This is a genomic window from Micromonospora sp. NPDC049559 (genome assembly GCF_040676675.1).
GTDB lineage: Bacteria > Actinomycetota > Actinomycetes > Mycobacteriales > Micromonosporaceae > JBFAPK01.
The window spans coordinates 234,295-249,505 of sequence record NZ_JBFAPK010000003.1 but is presented as its reverse complement, the minus strand read 5'-3'; the positions used below and the strand labels follow the sequence as shown (position 1 = coordinate 249,505).

12 protein-coding genes are annotated in these 15,211 nt (G+C 73.2%); 10 read left to right on the top strand and 2 right to left on the bottom strand.

What is annotated here, in order from left to right; translation table 11 throughout:
• Positions 1 to 15: 15 nt before the first annotated feature.
• Positions 16 to 1,881, bottom strand: coding sequence for a Na+/H+ antiporter NhaA (gene nhaA / locus AB0J86_RS06790; protein ID WP_363853625.1), 1,866 nt, complete (start codon positions 1,879 to 1,881; stop codon positions 16 to 18).
• Between the two features lie 255 nt (positions 1,882 to 2,136).
• Here nhaA and AB0J86_RS06785 point away from each other — a divergent pair, with 255 nt between their 5' ends.
• From AB0J86_RS06785 to AB0J86_RS06740, 10 genes are all read left to right on the top strand, one after another.
• Positions 2,137 to 2,259: a 50S ribosomal protein L36 gene (locus AB0J86_RS06785; protein ID WP_030490864.1), complete on the top strand. Its 123-nt coding sequence runs from the start codon at positions 2,137 to 2,139 to the stop codon at positions 2,257 to 2,259.
• A 235-nt stretch (positions 2,260 to 2,494) separates the two neighbouring features.
• Positions 2,495 to 3,256 (top strand): M15 family metallopeptidase, encoded by a 762-nt coding sequence (locus AB0J86_RS06780; RefSeq protein ID WP_363853623.1) that lies wholly within the window; start codon positions 2,495 to 2,497, stop codon positions 3,254 to 3,256.
• Positions 3,257 to 3,342: 86 nt separating this feature from the next.
• A complete protein-coding gene (locus tag AB0J86_RS06775; RefSeq protein ID WP_363853620.1) occupies positions 3,343 to 4,338 on the top strand; it encodes a DUF5954 family protein in 996 nt (331 codons plus the stop codon).
• 227 nt (positions 4,339 to 4,565) lie between these two features.
• On the top strand, positions 4,566 to 6,131 hold the full coding sequence (locus AB0J86_RS06770) for a protein kinase (RefSeq protein WP_363853617.1): 1,566 nt from the start codon (positions 4,566 to 4,568) through the stop codon (positions 6,129 to 6,131).
• 322 nt (positions 6,132 to 6,453) lie between these two features.
• Entirely contained in the window at positions 6,454 to 9,132 is a 2,679-nt protein-coding gene (locus tag AB0J86_RS06765) for a M14 metallopeptidase family protein (protein WP_363853614.1), read from the top strand.
• 187 nt (positions 9,133 to 9,319) lie between these two features.
• Positions 9,320 to 10,045: an amino acid ABC transporter ATP-binding protein gene (locus AB0J86_RS06760; RefSeq protein ID WP_363853898.1), complete on the top strand. Its 726-nt coding sequence runs from the start codon at positions 9,320 to 9,322 to the stop codon at positions 10,043 to 10,045.
• 31 nt (positions 10,046 to 10,076) lie between these two features.
• On the top strand, positions 10,077 to 10,979 hold the full coding sequence (locus AB0J86_RS06755) for a transporter substrate-binding domain-containing protein (protein WP_363853612.1): 903 nt from the start codon (positions 10,077 to 10,079) through the stop codon (positions 10,977 to 10,979).
• The gene (locus AB0J86_RS06750) at positions 10,973 to 11,653 is read left to right on the top strand and encodes an amino acid ABC transporter permease (protein WP_363853610.1); all 681 of its coding nucleotides are present in this window, start codon (positions 10,973 to 10,975) and stop codon (positions 11,651 to 11,653) included. Before AB0J86_RS06755 ends, AB0J86_RS06750 begins: the two co-directional genes overlap by 7 nt.
• Entirely contained in the window at positions 11,654 to 12,310 is a 657-nt protein-coding gene (locus AB0J86_RS06745; RefSeq protein WP_363853607.1) for an amino acid ABC transporter permease, read from the top strand.
• 84 nt (positions 12,311 to 12,394) lie between these two features.
• Complete coding sequence (locus AB0J86_RS06740; RefSeq protein WP_363853604.1) at positions 12,395 to 13,768, top strand: glycosyl hydrolase family 18 protein; 1,374 nt, start codon at positions 12,395 to 12,397, stop codon at positions 13,766 to 13,768.
• Positions 13,769 to 14,220: 452 nt separating this feature from the next.
• On the opposite strand, the gene AB0J86_RS06735 is transcribed toward AB0J86_RS06740, so the two are convergent.
• Positions 14,221 to 15,156: an SDR family oxidoreductase gene (locus tag AB0J86_RS06735; RefSeq protein ID WP_363853602.1), complete on the bottom strand. Its 936-nt coding sequence runs from the start codon at positions 15,154 to 15,156 to the stop codon at positions 14,221 to 14,223.
• Positions 15,157 to 15,211: the final 55 nt, after the last annotated feature.

Below are 15,211 nucleotides of genomic sequence, written 5' to 3'. Positions count from 1 at the left end.
GCCGGCGCCGGGGGCTCAGCGCGACTTGGCGCTGATCTTCGCGCGGACCCGCGCGATCTTGATGGCCTTCGTGAGCGTGTCGATGTCGTACGCGCCGTAGTGGCGCTGCCCGTTGATGAAGAACGTCGGCGTGCCGGAGACCCCGCTGAGGTCGGCCGACTCGACGTCCTGGGCGATCCGGGCCGCGTGCACGTGCAGCAGCAGGTCGTCGCGGAACTGCTCCTGGTCGAGGCCGACCTGCTCGGCGTACCCGAAGAGGTCGCTGAGCAGCAGCTTGCCCTGGTGGTCCAGCAGCTGGTCGTGCATCTCCCAGAACTTTCCCTGCGCGTGGGCCGCCTCGACCGCCTCCGCCGCCAGCTGCGCCTGCGGATGCACGTCCGCCAGCGGCAGGTGCCGCCAGACGTAGCGCAGGTCGGCGTCGCTGAGCAACTCCCGCACGACCGTCTCGGCCTGCCCGCAGTACGGGCACTGGAAGTCGCCGTACTCGACCAGCGTGACCGAGGCGTCCGCGGGCCCGCGTACGTGGTCGCGGTCCTGGTCGACCGGCGGGATCAGGTCGACCAGCTGGTCGGGGTTGCCCAGCAGCGCGCGGGCGCGGCGGGCCCGGGGCATCGCCGCGGTGACCCGGTAGACGGTCCAGGTGAGCAGCGAGGCGACGGCCGCGGCGGCCAGCACGCCGACCTTGGCCTCGGCCAGCTGCGGCCCCGTGAAGGCCAGGTTGGCGATGAGCAGCGACACGGTGAAGCCGATGCCGGCGATGGTGCCGCTGCCCAGCACGGCCGCCCACCCGATCGCCGGCCGGATCCGGCCCCCGGTCAGCCGCGCCACCAGCCAGGCGACGCCGACCACCGCGACCGGCTTGCCGACGACGTACCCGAGCAGGATGCCGAGGGTCACCGGGGCGGTGAAGGCGCGGGCCAGGAACGCGCCGTCGACCGTGATGCCGGCGTTGGCCAGCGCGAAGAGCGGGACGATCAGGTAGCTGGTCCACGGGTGGTAGATCCGCTGGAGCCGATCGTTGGGCGAGAGCGTCTGGGCCAGCCCGAGCGTCGCGTTGCGGGCCAGTTCGGCGGTGGGCTGCTCACGGAAGAGCTTGAACAGCCCGGTCGCCCGTTCCAGGGCACTGCGCAGCGGCGAGTACGCCGTCGCGGTCAGGCCGATGGCGAGCCCGGCCACGACCGGGTCCACGCCGCTGGCGAGCAGGGCGGCCCACAGGGCGACGCAGACCGGGGCGTAGACGACGCCCCGCCGTACCCCGAACGCCCGCAGGCCGAGCAGCAGGGCGAAGATCGCGATCGCGACCAGGAGCGGGCCGACGCTGATCCGCTCGCTGTAGACCACCGCGATGACCCCGAGCGCGACCAGGTCGTCCACCACGAAGACGGTCAGCAGGAAGACCCGCACCTGGTCGGGTACGCCCCGGCCCAGCAGGGCGAGCAGACCCAGGGCGAGCGCCGTGTCGGTCGACATCGCCACGCCCCAGCCGTGCGCGCCCGGGCCGCCCCGGTTCACCAGCAGGAAGATCCCGATCGGGATCAGCATGCCCATGATGCCGGCGGCGAGCGGCAGCGCGAAGCGTCGGCGGTCCCGCAGCTCGCCGAGATCGAACTCGCGGCGCGCCTCCAGGCCGACGACCAGGAAGAAGAGGGTCATCAACCCGCTGTTGACCCAGGTACGCAGGTCGTAGCCGACGCCGGTGTCACCGACCCGGATGGCGAGTTCGGTGTGCCAGACCGACTCGTACGACGCCGGGCCCACGTTCGCCCAGACCATCGCCGCGACGATGGCGGTGACCAGCACCCCGGCGCTGCCCGCCTCGGTACGCACGAACCGGCGCAGCGGCGCCGTGATCTCGCCGGTCCAGACCGTTCGCCCGAACATCCGGGTCGAGGATGAGTCAGTCACGCCAGTTTCCGTCCCGCGAATTTCCGTCGCCTCAGGCCAGGTCCCGGCCGGGTCCTCGGCCGCCTCCCGCCGGGCCCGGTGCGTCCGGGTAGCCGGACGGGCCCCACCAGGGCCGACAGTGATCGACAGGAGAGAGCCTAGGCCAGCCCCGGGGAATCCCGGCGGGGACCGTGACGTTTCCAACCTCGGAGCGGTCGAGAGACCGGACCCGAGGCCGAGGAGAGGCAAGTCATGAAGGTTCGCAGTTCGCTACGGGCTTTGAAGCAGAAGCCGGGTTCGGTAGTGGTGCGGCGCCGCGGCCGGGTGGTCGTGGTGAACCGCGCGAACCCGCAGTGGAAGAGCCGTCAGGGCTGATTCCGTCATTTCGTACACCGGTCGGGCCGGCGCAACGGCCGCTCCGACCGGTGTTTTTCGTCCTAACCTGGGGTGTTTCGTCCGGTTTCGGGGCCGAGGTCACCTTCGCGGGTTAACCGAACCCGGCGAAAGCGTACTTCGTGCGGTTTACCGAACTCGGGCGGAAGCGCATCTCGGCCGGTCGCCAGGTTTCGGGCGGGCGGCGACGACCGGGGCGGCGCGTACCCTTCTCCGGGTGCGACGCCGTCCCCGACACCGGATCCGGGCGATCCTGCTGTCGGCGCTCCTCCTGGCGGGCTGCGAGACGGACCCGGCGGGCACCTCCGCGCCCGGCACCCCGGGGGGCCCGACCCCTTCCGCCGCGTCCACCGGCGCCGCCCCGGCATCCGTGCCGGCGCCCTCGGGCACGCCGTCGCCGGCCGCGACCGGATTCACCAGCAGCATCTCGCCGGTCAGCGCCGCCGATCTCGGCGCGAGCTGGCACCCGGGCTGCCCGGTGGGACCGGATCAGCTCCGGCTGGTGCGGGTGGGTTACCGGGGCTTCGACGGCCGGCCGTACCTCGGCGCGGTCGTGGTGGACCGGAGCGTCGCCGCCGACGTGGTGAGCGTCTTCGCCGCCCTCTACCGGGCGCGCTTCCCGATCCGGCGGATGACGCCCATCGCCGCGTACGGCGGCAGCGACGACGACTCGATGGCGGCCGACAACACCTCGGGCTTCAACTGCCGCGACGCCGTCTCGGCGGGACCGGCCAAGTGGTCGGCGCACGCGTACGGGAAGGCGATCGACGTCAATCCGGTGGAGAATCCGTACCTCGTGGACGGTCGGGTCCTGCCGCCGGCCGGCGCGTCGTACGCCGACCGCGACCGGTACCGCGACCGGCCCGGGCTGGCGGTTCGCGGCGGAACGCTGGTCGAGGCGTTCGCCTCGGTGGGCTGGCAGTGGGGTGGCGGCTGGCGTTCGCCCGACTACCAGCACTTCACCGCGACCGGCGGCTGAGCGGGCCACCCGGCCGCCGGCGCACTGCGCACCTCGCCGCGCCGGGGGTGCTGGCGGGACGGACGCCACTGCTACACACTGCGTGCATGGACGACGACCCGACGCGAGTGCCGCCGAACCCCATCCGGATCACCCGCGCCGACCACCCGGTCGCCGCCATCATGGAGGAGGACGCGGCCCGCCGGGCGGTCACGTACCCGAACCTGCGGTGCGGCGGGCCCCTCTTCGGTCACGCCGAGGACCTCGGCGACGGGCGCTGGCACGTCCACTCCCTGCACGACGACACCCCGCAGGCGGCCCGCGACGGCCTCGCGCACCGGTTCCGGGTACGCCTGGCCGAGACCACCGATCCGGCCGCGGTCGCGGAGCTCACGGCGGTGGGGCGGGTGCTGGACTGGGAGAAGGTCGACGAGCTGACGGTGCTGAGCCGGCGCTACCGGATCATCCGCGCCGACACGTTCGCCCGCTTCGGTCCCGACGGTCCCGAGCCGCCGCGTGCCAGCGATCCCGATCCGCTACCGGCCGGCGGCAAGCACCCCGACCCGTGGTTCGCCGACGGGGTGGTGGTGGATCCCCGGGCGGCCACCGGCGCCGCCCACGCGCTACTGAAGATCGAGCTGCTGCCGGCGCACTACCCGGCCGCGGCCGTCCCCGCCGAGGTGTACGACGACAGCCGCCGCGCCGTGCACAGCCACCCCGACGGGGTCATCCTCCCGACCGAGTACGCCGTGGCCGAGTACGTCGACGGGCGCTGGCAGCCGGACACCCGCGCGGTCGCCACGCCGCAGGCCGCCCGCGACCTGATCACCTTCAACTTCCGCTATCTCATCCCCCGGATCGGCGCGCCCACCGAGGACGAGGCCGCCGCCTACGCCCGGGCCGCCGACGAGTTCGACGCCGCCCGGGCGGACGAGACCACGGTGCTCGGGCGCCGGTTCCGGGTCACCCGGATCGAGATCCTGCTGCGGTTCGGCCCGGACGGACCGGAGGGGCCCCGCCCCTCCGACCACGACCCCGAGCCGCCGCCGGAGGCACACTTCGCCCAACTCCGCGCGGAAGGGCTCATGCCGGAGCCGGACTGACATCCTCTCCGCCCTGAAGGATGCGGATTCCCTCCACGCTGCGCGGCGCCCTCCTCACCGGCCGGCACGCCGCCGTGTTCGCCGAGGTGGGACCCGGGGAACCCGGTTCGACCGGCGCGAGGACGGCGTCATCAGGGCCGTGCCGCGCCCGCGGGGCGGTGCGGGGACGACGGTCGCCCTCCCCGGTCCGCTACGCCCCACGGCGGTCGATGTGTCAGGGTGGCATCGTGTCCGGGCGACTCATAGCTGATCGGTACCAATTGCAGTCGATGCTGGGCCGCGGCGGGATGGCCGTGGTCTGGCGGGCCGTCGACGTCCGGCTGGGGCGGCCGGTCGCGGTCAAGCTGCTCGACCCCGCCGGGCTGGCCGACCCGGCGCTGCTGGAACGCTTCGACCGGGAGGCCCGCACCGCCGCCCGGCTGGCCCACCCGAACATCGTGGCCGTGCACGACGTCGGCGACGACGCGGGCCAGCCGTACCTGGTGATGGAGCTGGTCGACGGGGAGAGCCTGGCCGCCGCGCTGGCCGGCGAGCCGTTGCCGATCGAGCAGGTGGTCTCGATCGCGGGCCAGGTCTGCGACGCGCTCGCCGCCGCGCACGCCGCCGGGATCGTGCACCGCGACATCAAGCCGGCCAACATCCTGCTCGACCGGCGGGGCGGGGTGAAGGTCTGCGACTTCGGCATCGCCCGGGTGCTGCACGCCGGCCAGGCGGCCCTGACCGCTCCCGCCACGACCATCGGCACGAGCCAGTACATGGCCCCCGAGCAGGCCAACGGCGAGCCGGCGAGTTCGCGCAGCGACCTGTACGCGCTCGGCTGCGTGCTCTACGCGATGCTCACCGGGCAACCGCCGTTCGTGGGCGACAACCCGATCGGCGTGATGTGGCGGCACCTCAACGAGCCGCCGGTGCCGGTCGCGACCGTCCGCCCCGACGTGCCGCCGGGGTTGGACCGCCTGATCCGCTGGCTGCTGACGAAGAACCCGGCGCTGCGGCCCGAGAGCGCGGACGAGGTCCGCGCCCGGCTCGCGGAGCTCCCCGGCGCGTCCCGCCCGCCCGCGCCCGGCGCCGCCTTCGGCCCGCCGGCCACCGGTCCCGCCGGTTTCGCGCCGCCGACGACCGTCGGTCCCGCCGCCTTCGCGCCGCCGACCACCGGAGCCGCCGATCCGGTACGCGGTGCCGCCGCCGTGCCGCCGCGGACCCGTACGCTGCCGACGCTCGATGCCGACGCGGAACCGCCGGTCGGACGGGGCCGGCCCGTGTCGCGGCGCGGACTCGTCGCGGCCGTGGCGCTCGGCGTCGCCCTGCTCGCCGTGCTCGCGATCGCCGTACCGCTGGCGTCCCGCTCCGGGCCGGACGGCGGCAACCGGGCGGGCTCCGCCCCGTCGAGCCCGGCGCCGACCACGCCGGCCGATCCGGCGCCGACCGCCTCGGCCGCGACCCTGCTCTCCGACACCGGCCCGGCCGCGCGCCTCGGCACCGTACGGGCCGTCGTCGCGGCGCAGGTCGAGGCCGGCGAACTCGACGCCGAGGCGGCCGAGACGCTCGACAAGCGGCTCGCGGAGGTCGAGGAGAAGCTGGCCGACGGGAACCTCCGCGACGCCGTCAAGAAGGTCGACGACGTACGCGACGCGCTCGCCGACCTGCGCGACGACGGCGACATCGGCGACGCCGGGTACCAGGCCGTGCGGACCAGCCTCGACGAGCTGGCCGGCAGCCTCGCCGCCGACGGGGCGGACCGGGGCAACGGCAAGGGCAACGGGAAGCGGCGGGGCGGCGACGACACCGAGTGAGCGCCGAGCGAGTCCGGGCGCTACCGCGGGCGGAGTGAGCGGCCGTCGATCCTGGACGATCCCCTGGGAGGCGCCGCAGCGGAGGTTTCCTCCGCGTTCGTGGCGTCGAGCTACAAATATTGCCCAGCGATTAAATCTGTTGATCTCTATTGCTGTCGGGCCGGAACTGCTGGTACGCAGTCTGGGAGAGGTTGATCACCGCACGGGAGTCGCTCTCCCGTACCGCCGACCCAGGAGGAAGACCCACCGGCAGCAGCGCGGGGTACCCCCGCCCCGCGACAGAGAACGGCCAGGTGAACCGGCCGCGAAAGGCGATGCCCCCATGACGATCAGTGAGAGTTCCGGTCTGTCCCGTCGAACGCTGTTCCGGACCACCGCCACGGCCGGTGCCGCGGCGGCCGCGGCGAGCGTGCTCCGCCCGGACGCCGCGTCGGCGCAACCGGCCGAGGTGCCGCCCCACGACGCCCACGAGACCCCGGCCGCCAACCCGCTCTCCGGCGCCGTACCCACCCCTGAGAAGTACTTCGGCTTCCGCATCGGCTCCGACGGCAACCTGGCGACCTGGGACAAGATGGTCCCCTACTTCAAGCTCGTCGCACAGCGCAGCAACCGGGTCACGTACGAGGAGCTCGGCCGGACCACTCTGGACAACGAGTACGTGCTGCTCACCATCAGCTCCCCGCGCAACCTCGCCAACCTCGACCGGCTCGTGGAGATCAACAGCCGGCTGGCCGACCCGCGCGGGCTCTCCGAGGCCGACGCGCAGGAGTTGGCCCGGGCCGGCAAGCCCTTCTACTTCGTCCAGGCCGGTATCCACTCCACCGAGGTCGGCAACTCGCAGGCCACCCTGGAGTGGGTGCACCGGCTCGCCACCGAGCGGTCCGCGTACGTCGAGAAGATCCTCGACAACCTGGTCATCCTGCTGGTGCCCTGCCAGAATCCGGACGGGCTGGTCCTGGTCAACGACTACTTCGTCGCCACCGCGGGCACCAGCTACGCGCGCACCTACCCCGACCTGTACCACAGGTACACCGGCCACGACGACAACCGCGACTGGTTCATGCTCACCCAGGTCGAGACGAAGCTGAACCTGTGCATCCAGAACCGGTACCACCCGCAGGTCTTCCAGGACTCGCACCAGGCCGGCTCGGGCGCGCCGCGAATGTTCACCCCGCCGTACCTGTCGCCGTACGACCCGAACATCGACCCGATCACCGTGCAGCAGACCGACGCGCTCGGCATGGCGATGCAGCGGGGCATGACCGCCGCCGGCATGAAGGGCGTCGGCTGGGGCATGGAGTACGACTACTGGACCCCGTCGCGGCAGTACGGCGTCTACCACCACTCGGTCCGCATCCTGACCGAGGCGGCCAGCTGCTCGAACCTCGCGTACCCGCTGGTCAGCGACAAGCCGATCGGTGACCAGGAGTCGACGATCAGCTTCATCGAGCCGTACGACCAGAAGACCTGGACGCTGCGGCAGATCGTCGACTACGTCTCGCAGGCCTTCTACTCGGGCATCGAGGCGGTCGCGTACGACGGCTACAACTGGCTCTACAACTTCTACCGGGTCGGCCGGAAGGCGGTCACCCGCACCACCCCGTACGCCTACGTCATCCCCGCCGGGCAGCGGGACCCGCAGGCGGTGCGCGACGCGCTGGACATCCTCTTCCAGGGCGCGGTGGAGCTGCGCCAGGCCGAGTCGGCGTTCACGGCCGGCGGGAAGCAGTACCCCGCCGGGTCGTACGTCGTCTACCTGAACCAGCCGTACGGCGGCTTCGCCAAGACGCTGCTGGAGGTGCAGCACTACCCGCAGCTGCGCGAGTACCCGGGCGGCCCGCCGCAGCAGCCGTACGACGTGACCGCACAGACGCTGCCGATGCTGCTCGGCTTCCGGGCGGACCTGGTCGCCGACGCCTTCTCGGCGACCACGAAGCCGGTGCGGGAGGTGAAACCGCCGGCCGTGACGGTGCCGCCCGCTCCCCCGGCCGCGGGCGCGTACGCGCTGGGCCCGGAGTCGTACGGGGTCTTCCGGATCGTCTCGCAGTTGCAGCGGCAGGACGTGCCGGTGTTCCGGGCCGGCGCGGAGTTCAGCGACGGCGGCCGGACCTTCCCGGCCGGCACGTTCCTGGTCCCGCCGACCGAGGCGGCCCGGCGGGTGCTGCAGGACGGCGCCCGCGCCACCGGCATCCCGGTCGCCGCCGTGCCGGCCGTGCCCCGGGTCGCCGGGGCCCAACTCAAGCCGAACACCCGGATCGGCCTGCTCAAGCCGGCCAACAACATCCAGGCCGGCTGGCTGAGCTGGATCTTCGATCAGTACGGGGTGAACTACACGACCGTCAAGGCGCCGGACTACGCCGACCTGGCCGGCCACTTCGACGCGATCGTGGTGCCGACGGGCGTCAGCAAGAGCTCCATCACCAACGGGCTGAACCGCAACAACTACCCGCCGGAGTGGGGCTGGGCGTTCGGCGTCGGCGAGGAGGGCTGGGCCAAGCTGCGCGAGTTCGTCACGGCCGGCGGCACGCTGGTGGCGTACGGCAGCGGGGCGAACACCGCGCAGCAGCTCTTCGAGCTGCCGATCCGGTCGGTGCTCCCCACCGACTCGTCGCTCTTCTACTGCCCGGGCTCGCTGCTCAGCCAGGAGATCGACGCGTCCGACCCGGTCGGCTGGGGGATGGATCCGCACAATCCGGTCTGGTTCAACGAGGACCGGGCGTACGAGATCACCGACCCGGAAAAGTACCCGGTCCACGTGGTGGCGAAGTACCCGGACAGCGGCGACCAGCTCCAGAGCGGCTGGTTGATCGGCGGCCAGTACCTCAACGGCGCCGTCAACGGCCTGGCCTGGACGGTCGGCGAAGGTTACGTGGTCACCTTCGGCAGCGAAATCGGCTTCCGCACCTGGAACCGGGCCGAGGAGAAAATGATCTTCAACGCGATGTACCACGGCCCGTCGCGGAAGCTCGCGGCGGACCAGTTCCAGCGGCTCGGCCGGTAGCCACCGGCCCGACCCGGGCGGCGCCGATCCGTCGGCGCCGCCCGGTCCGAGCGGCCGGCACGTGCGGCCCGGCGCGCGGCGGGACGGCGCGCGGCGGGACGGCGCGCGGCGGGACGGCAAGAGCGCCTCCCGGCCAGAAAGACTGTCTGACCGATCGGCAAAGGAGACTTCAGTGCCGGCAGCACCGATGGTCGAGCTCCGGGGCGTACGCAAGTCGTACGGCGACCTCGAGGTGCTCAAGGGAATCGACCTCACCGTGGCCCGGGGCGAGGTGGTCGCCGTCATCGGCCCCTCCGGCGGCGGCAAGAGCACGCTGCTGCGCTGCGTGAACCTGCTGGAGCCGATCAGCGCCGGCCAGGTCCTGCTGGAGGGCGAGGACCTGACCCGGCCCGGCGTCGACCTCAACCGGGTACGCCGGCACATCGGCATGGTCTTCCAGCAGTTCAACCTCTTCCCGCACCTGACCGCGCTGGACAACCTCACCCTGGCGCCCCGCAAGCTGCTGCGGATGCCGCGCGCCGAGGCCGAGGAGCGCGCCCGCGCGCTGCTGGAGCGGGTCGGGCTGGCCGACCGGGCCGGCGCCCACCCGCGGCAGCTCTCCGGCGGCCAGCAGCAGCGGGTCGCCATCGCCCGGGCGCTGATGATGGACCCGCACGTGATGCTCTTCGACGAGGTCACCTCCGCGCTCGACCCGGAACTGGTCAGCGAGGTCCTCGACGTGATGCGCGACCTCGCCCGCGCCGGCATGACCATGCTCTGCGTCACCCACGAGATGGGCTTCGCCCGCGAACTCGGCGACCGGCTGGTCTTCGTCGACGGCGGTCTGGTCACCGAGCAGGGGCCGCCGGCGGAGGTGCTGGACGAGCCGCGACACGAACGTACCCGCCAGTTTCTGCGCAAGGTTCTGCGATGACCCGCCCCCGGGCGGGCGAGAGGAGTACGCGATGAGATCGCGCATCGGCCTGCTGCTGGTCGCCCTGGCGCTGGCCGTCACCACCGGCTGCGCCGGTACCGACGACGGCGGCTCCGGCGACGCCCCACGCGGCGCCCCCGTCGACGTTGGCGCGCCGCTGCCCGGCAACGTCAAGGAGCGCGGCAGGCTCGCGGTCGGCGTCAAGTGCGACTACCCGCCGTTCGGCTACATCGACGAGGCCGCGAAGAACGCCGGCTTCGAGATCGACCTCGCCCGCCGGCTCGCCGGCTACGCGTTCGGTGATCCGGGCGCGGTCGAGCTGACCTGCGTCACCGGCGCCAACCGGGTCTCCTTCCTCACCACCAACCGGATCGACCTGATCATCGCGACGATGAACTACACGGCCGAGCGCGCCAAGACCATCGACTTCAGCACGCCGTACTTCGCCAGCGGGGTGCGGCTCCTGGTGCCGAAGGACTCGCCGATCGCCTCCTTCGCCGACCTGGACGGGAAGTCGGTGATCAGCACCAACGGCGCCACCGCGAGCCTCTGGCTGACCCAGTGCCGGCCCGGGGCCAAGCAGGTGCTCTTCGGCCAGACCAGCGAGGCCCTCACCGCGCTCAAGCAGCGGCGGGGCGACGCGTTCGCCCAGGACGACACGCTCCTGCTCGATCTGGCGACCAAGAACCGCGACCTCAGGGTGGTCGGCGACAGCAAGGCCGGCAGCCCGTGGGGAATGGGCGTACGCAAGGGCGACCGGGCCATGCTCGACTGGGTGAACGCGGCGCTGGTGAAGTTGCAGGGCGAGGACTTCTTCTGGACCGAGTTCCAGCAGACCGTCACCGACCCGGCGCTGCGGGAGCAGTTCGCGAAGTTCGTACCGCGCCCCGGCAACGACCTGACCTACCCGAGCGGGTCGACGCTGCAGTGCTGACCGCCGACGGGTACCGATTCGACCCGGGCTTTCTCGTCGACCACCTCGACGAGCTGGCCCGGGGCCTGCTCCGCACGCTCGGCGTCGGCGTCCTCGGCATGGCCGGGGCGCTGGCCGTCGGCCTGCTGCTGGGGGCGCTCGCCGCGCTGCGGGTACCGGTCGCCCGCCAGCTCGTCCGGGTCTACGTGGAGGTCTTCCGCAACACCCCGCTGCTGGTACAGATCTTCTTCCTCTACTTCGCGCTGCCCGAGGTCGGGCTGCGGCTGGACGCCTTCACGGTCGGCTGGCTGTCGCTGCTGCTCTGGGGCGGGGCGTACAACGTGGAGAACTTCCGGGCCGGCTTCGAGGCGGTCGACGGCGGGTACCTGGAGGCGTGCCGGGCCCTGGGCTTTCCCCGGCTGGCCGCCTTCCGGCAGGTGGCGCTGCCGCTGGGCTGGCGGGTCGCGCTCCCCTCGGTGACCAACACCGAGATCTCCGTCCTCAAGAACTCGTCGTTCCTGGTCGCGATCAGCTTCCCCGAGCTGACCCAGACCGCCGTCGACATCGTCGCCGTCTCGTTCCGGGTGTTCGAGATGTTCCTCGTGCTCGGCGTGGTCTACCTCGGGCTGGTCTGGCTGATGTCGCTCGGGGCGCGGGCGGTCGAGCGCCGCTTCGCCGTACCGGGAGGGCTGTAGATGCCGGCCTGGGTTCCCCCGGTGGCGAGCTACCTCGCCACCGGCCTGCGCACCACCGCGCTGCTCGCCCTGGTCAGCATCGTCGCCAGCGTGGCGCTGGGGGTCGTGCTCGGTACGCTGCTGACCCTGCCGAGCCGGCCGGTGCGCGCCGCCGTGCGGGCGTACGTCGAGGTGTGGCGCGGACTGCCGATCATCGTGATCCTCTTCTTCATCTTCTTCGTGCTGCCCGTCGTCGGGCTGCGGGTGGAGACGTTCACCGCCGCCGCCGTCGGGTTGAGCCTCTGGGGCAGCGCCAACGCGGCGGAGGTGGTCCGGGGCGCGGTCCGGTCGGTGCCGCGCGGGCAGACCGAGGCGGGCGCGGCGCTGGGCTTCGGCTGGGCGGGCCGGATGCGGTACGTCGTCCTGCCGCAGGCCGCCCGCCGGGCCCTGCCGCCGCTGGTCGGCCTGGTCGTCAACCTCACCCAGCAGACCTCGCTGGCCGCGGTGATCGGCCTGCTGGACATCCTGGAGGCGGCCCAGCGCTCGATCGAGCGGCTCACCCTCACGGGCGGCGACACCCACGCGGTACCGATCCTCGGCGCGGTGCTCGGGGTCTTCTTCGTGGTCTGCCTGGCGCTGACCCTGCTCTCCCGCTGGCTCGAACGCCGCCTGCGGTGAGCGCCGCCCGGACATCGAGACAGTTACATTGAAGAAAGTTAACTGATAAGCTTCCTGCCCAATCGACGAGGTGGGGTGGGTCACATGAGACTGCGACGTCAGCTAATCGCCCTGGTGGCCGGCGCGGCCACGGCCCTCGCGGCCGGCCTGGTCGCCGCCCCGGACGGCCTCGCGGCGCCGGTCGGGGCCAGCCCGAACGTGCTCGTGGTCTGCTCGGCCCCCGCCTGGGCCGAGGGGACCGCGTACTCGGTGGGGAGCCGGGTCACCTACGCCGGGCGGCTCTACGAGGCGCTGGTGGCGCACACCCCGCCGCCGGGCGCCGGCTGGAACCCCGCCGCCACGCCCTCGCTCTGGCGCGACCTCGGGGCGTGCGACGGCGGCGGTACCCCGTCGCCGACCCCGACCCGGACCGCGACGCCCTCCCCCACGCCGACCCGGACCGCCACCCCGACCCCGACCCGGACCGCCACGCCCAGCCCGACCACGACGAACCCCCCGGGCGCCACCTGCGCGGTCAGGTCCAAGCCGGCCGGGAAGGTGCTCCAGGGCTACTGGGAGAACTGGGACGGCGCCGCGAACGGCGTACACCCCGGGCTCGGCTGGATCCCGATCACCGACCCGCGCATCGCCCAGCACGGCTACAACGTGGTCAACGCCGCCTTCCCGGTGATCCGCTCGGACGGGACCGTCCTCTGGGAGGACGGCATGGACGCGGGCGTGAAGGTCGCCACCCCGGCCGAGATGTGCCAGGCCAAGGCGGCCGGGCTGACCATCCTGATGTCGATCGGCGGCGCCGCGGCCGGCATCGACCTCAGCTCCAGCGCCGTCGCCGACCGGTTCGTCGCGACCGTGGTACCGATCCTCAAGCGGTACAACTTCGACGGCATCGACATCGACATCGAGACGGGCCTCACCGGCAGCGGCAACATCAACCAGCTCTCCACCTCGCAGGCCAACCTGATCCGCATCATCGACGGGGTGCTGGCCCAGATGCCGGCGAACTTCGGCCTCACCATGGCGCCCGAAACGGCGTACGTCACCGGCGGCAGCGTCACGTACGGGTCGATCTGGGGCGCGTACCTGCCGATCGTGAAGAAGTACGCCGACAACGGCCGGCTCTGGTGGCTGAACATGCAGTACTACAACGGCAGCATGTACGGCTGCTCCGGCGACTCCTACGCCGCCGGCACGGTCCAGGGCTTCACCGTGCAGACCAACTGCCTCAACTCCGGCCTGGTCGTACAGGGCACCACGATCCGCGTGCCGTACGACAAGCAGGTCCCCGGCCTGCCCGCACAGCAGGGCGCCGGCGGCGGCTACCTGTCCCCGGCGCTGGTGTCGCAGGCGTGGAACACCTACTCGGGCGGCCTCAAGGGGCTGATGACCTGGTCGCTCAACTGGGACGGCTCGAAGGGCTGGACGTTCGGGGACAACGTCCGGTCACTCCAGGGCCGCTGAGCCGGACGCCGTTCCGGCCCCCGCCGCCCCCCGCCCCCCACCCCCCCCCCGGGCCGCGGGCCGGGCACCCCCCCGCCGCGCCCCCCCCGCCCCCCCGCGCCCCGCGGGGCGGCGCCCCCCCCCGCCCGCCCCCGCCCCCCGGGGGGCGCCCCCCCCCCCCCCCGGGGCCCCCCCCCCCCCGGCCCCCCCCCGGTTCTCGTGTGGGGGCCGTCGCGCCGGGACCGCGCGAGCGCCCCGCGCGGCGGTGGCGTGGCCCCCGTCCCGGGGATCGGCCGGGGTGGCGACGCGACGACGCCCCGGTCCGGGGGACCGCCGGGACAGCGACGCGGCGGCCTCGATCCGGGGCGACGACGCGCGGGCGCCCGTCCCACCCGGTAACGGGTGGGACGGGCGCCGGACGACGCGGAGCGGCGGTCCGTACCGCGCGTCGGGGCGATGCGCGGTACGGACGGTCAGGCCACGGCCGGGCGGAAGTAGTGGCCCTTGTCGAGGTCGTCGAGGAGCCCGGGCTGGGCCGGCCGCCAGTCCAGCAGTTCGCGGGTAAGCGTGCCGGAGGCCGGGGCGTCGAGCGCGAGGAGGTTGGCGAGCCAGGTGAAGTGCGCGGCCGCGTCCTCGGCGGGAACGGCGGCCACCGGGAGGTCGAGGTGCCGCCCGATCACCTCGGCGATCGCCCGGATCGGCACGCCCTCGTCGCCGACCGCGTGCAGCACCGACCCCGCCGGAGCCTGCTCCAGCGCCCGGCGGAAGAGGCGCGCGGCATCGAGGCGGTGCACGGCGGGCCACCGGTTGGCGCCGTCGCCGAGGTAACCCGACAGGCCCCTCTCGCGGGCGATCCCGACGATGGCCGCCATGAAGCCGTGGTCGCCGTCGCCATGGACGGTCGGGGGCAGTCGCAGGACGGACGAGCGCACGCCGCGGTCGGCGAGGGAGCGCGTCAGTCGCGCGGTGGCCTGCCGGACGTCCGGACCGGTGCTCGTCCCCGCCGGGGCGGCCTCGGCTTCGAGCCCGTCCCGCTCGGTCGCGACCCGCCCCGGAGCCAGCCCGAGCAGCCCGGAGGCGAGGACGAACGGCCGGCCGGTACCGGCGAGCGCCGCGCCGAGGGTCTCGACGGCGCGGCGGTCGGCCTCGGCGGCGCTCAGGAAGCCGCCCGAGAAGGCGATGTCGTGCTTGAACGCGAGGTGGATCACGCCGTCCGCGGCGGCGGCCGCGTCGGCCAGGACGTCCAGGTCGTCGATGGTGCCGCGGCGTACCTGGGCACCGGCGGCGGTGAGGGCGGCGGCCGAGGCGTCCGAACGGGCGAGCCCGACGACCTCGTGACCCGCGCCGAGCAGTTCGGGCACGACGGCGGAGCCGATCCAGCCGGACGCGCCGGTGACGAAAACGCGCATGAGAAGAAGAACCTCCAGGGGGCGGTGCGCCCGCGACGCGGACCGGTGCCGTACG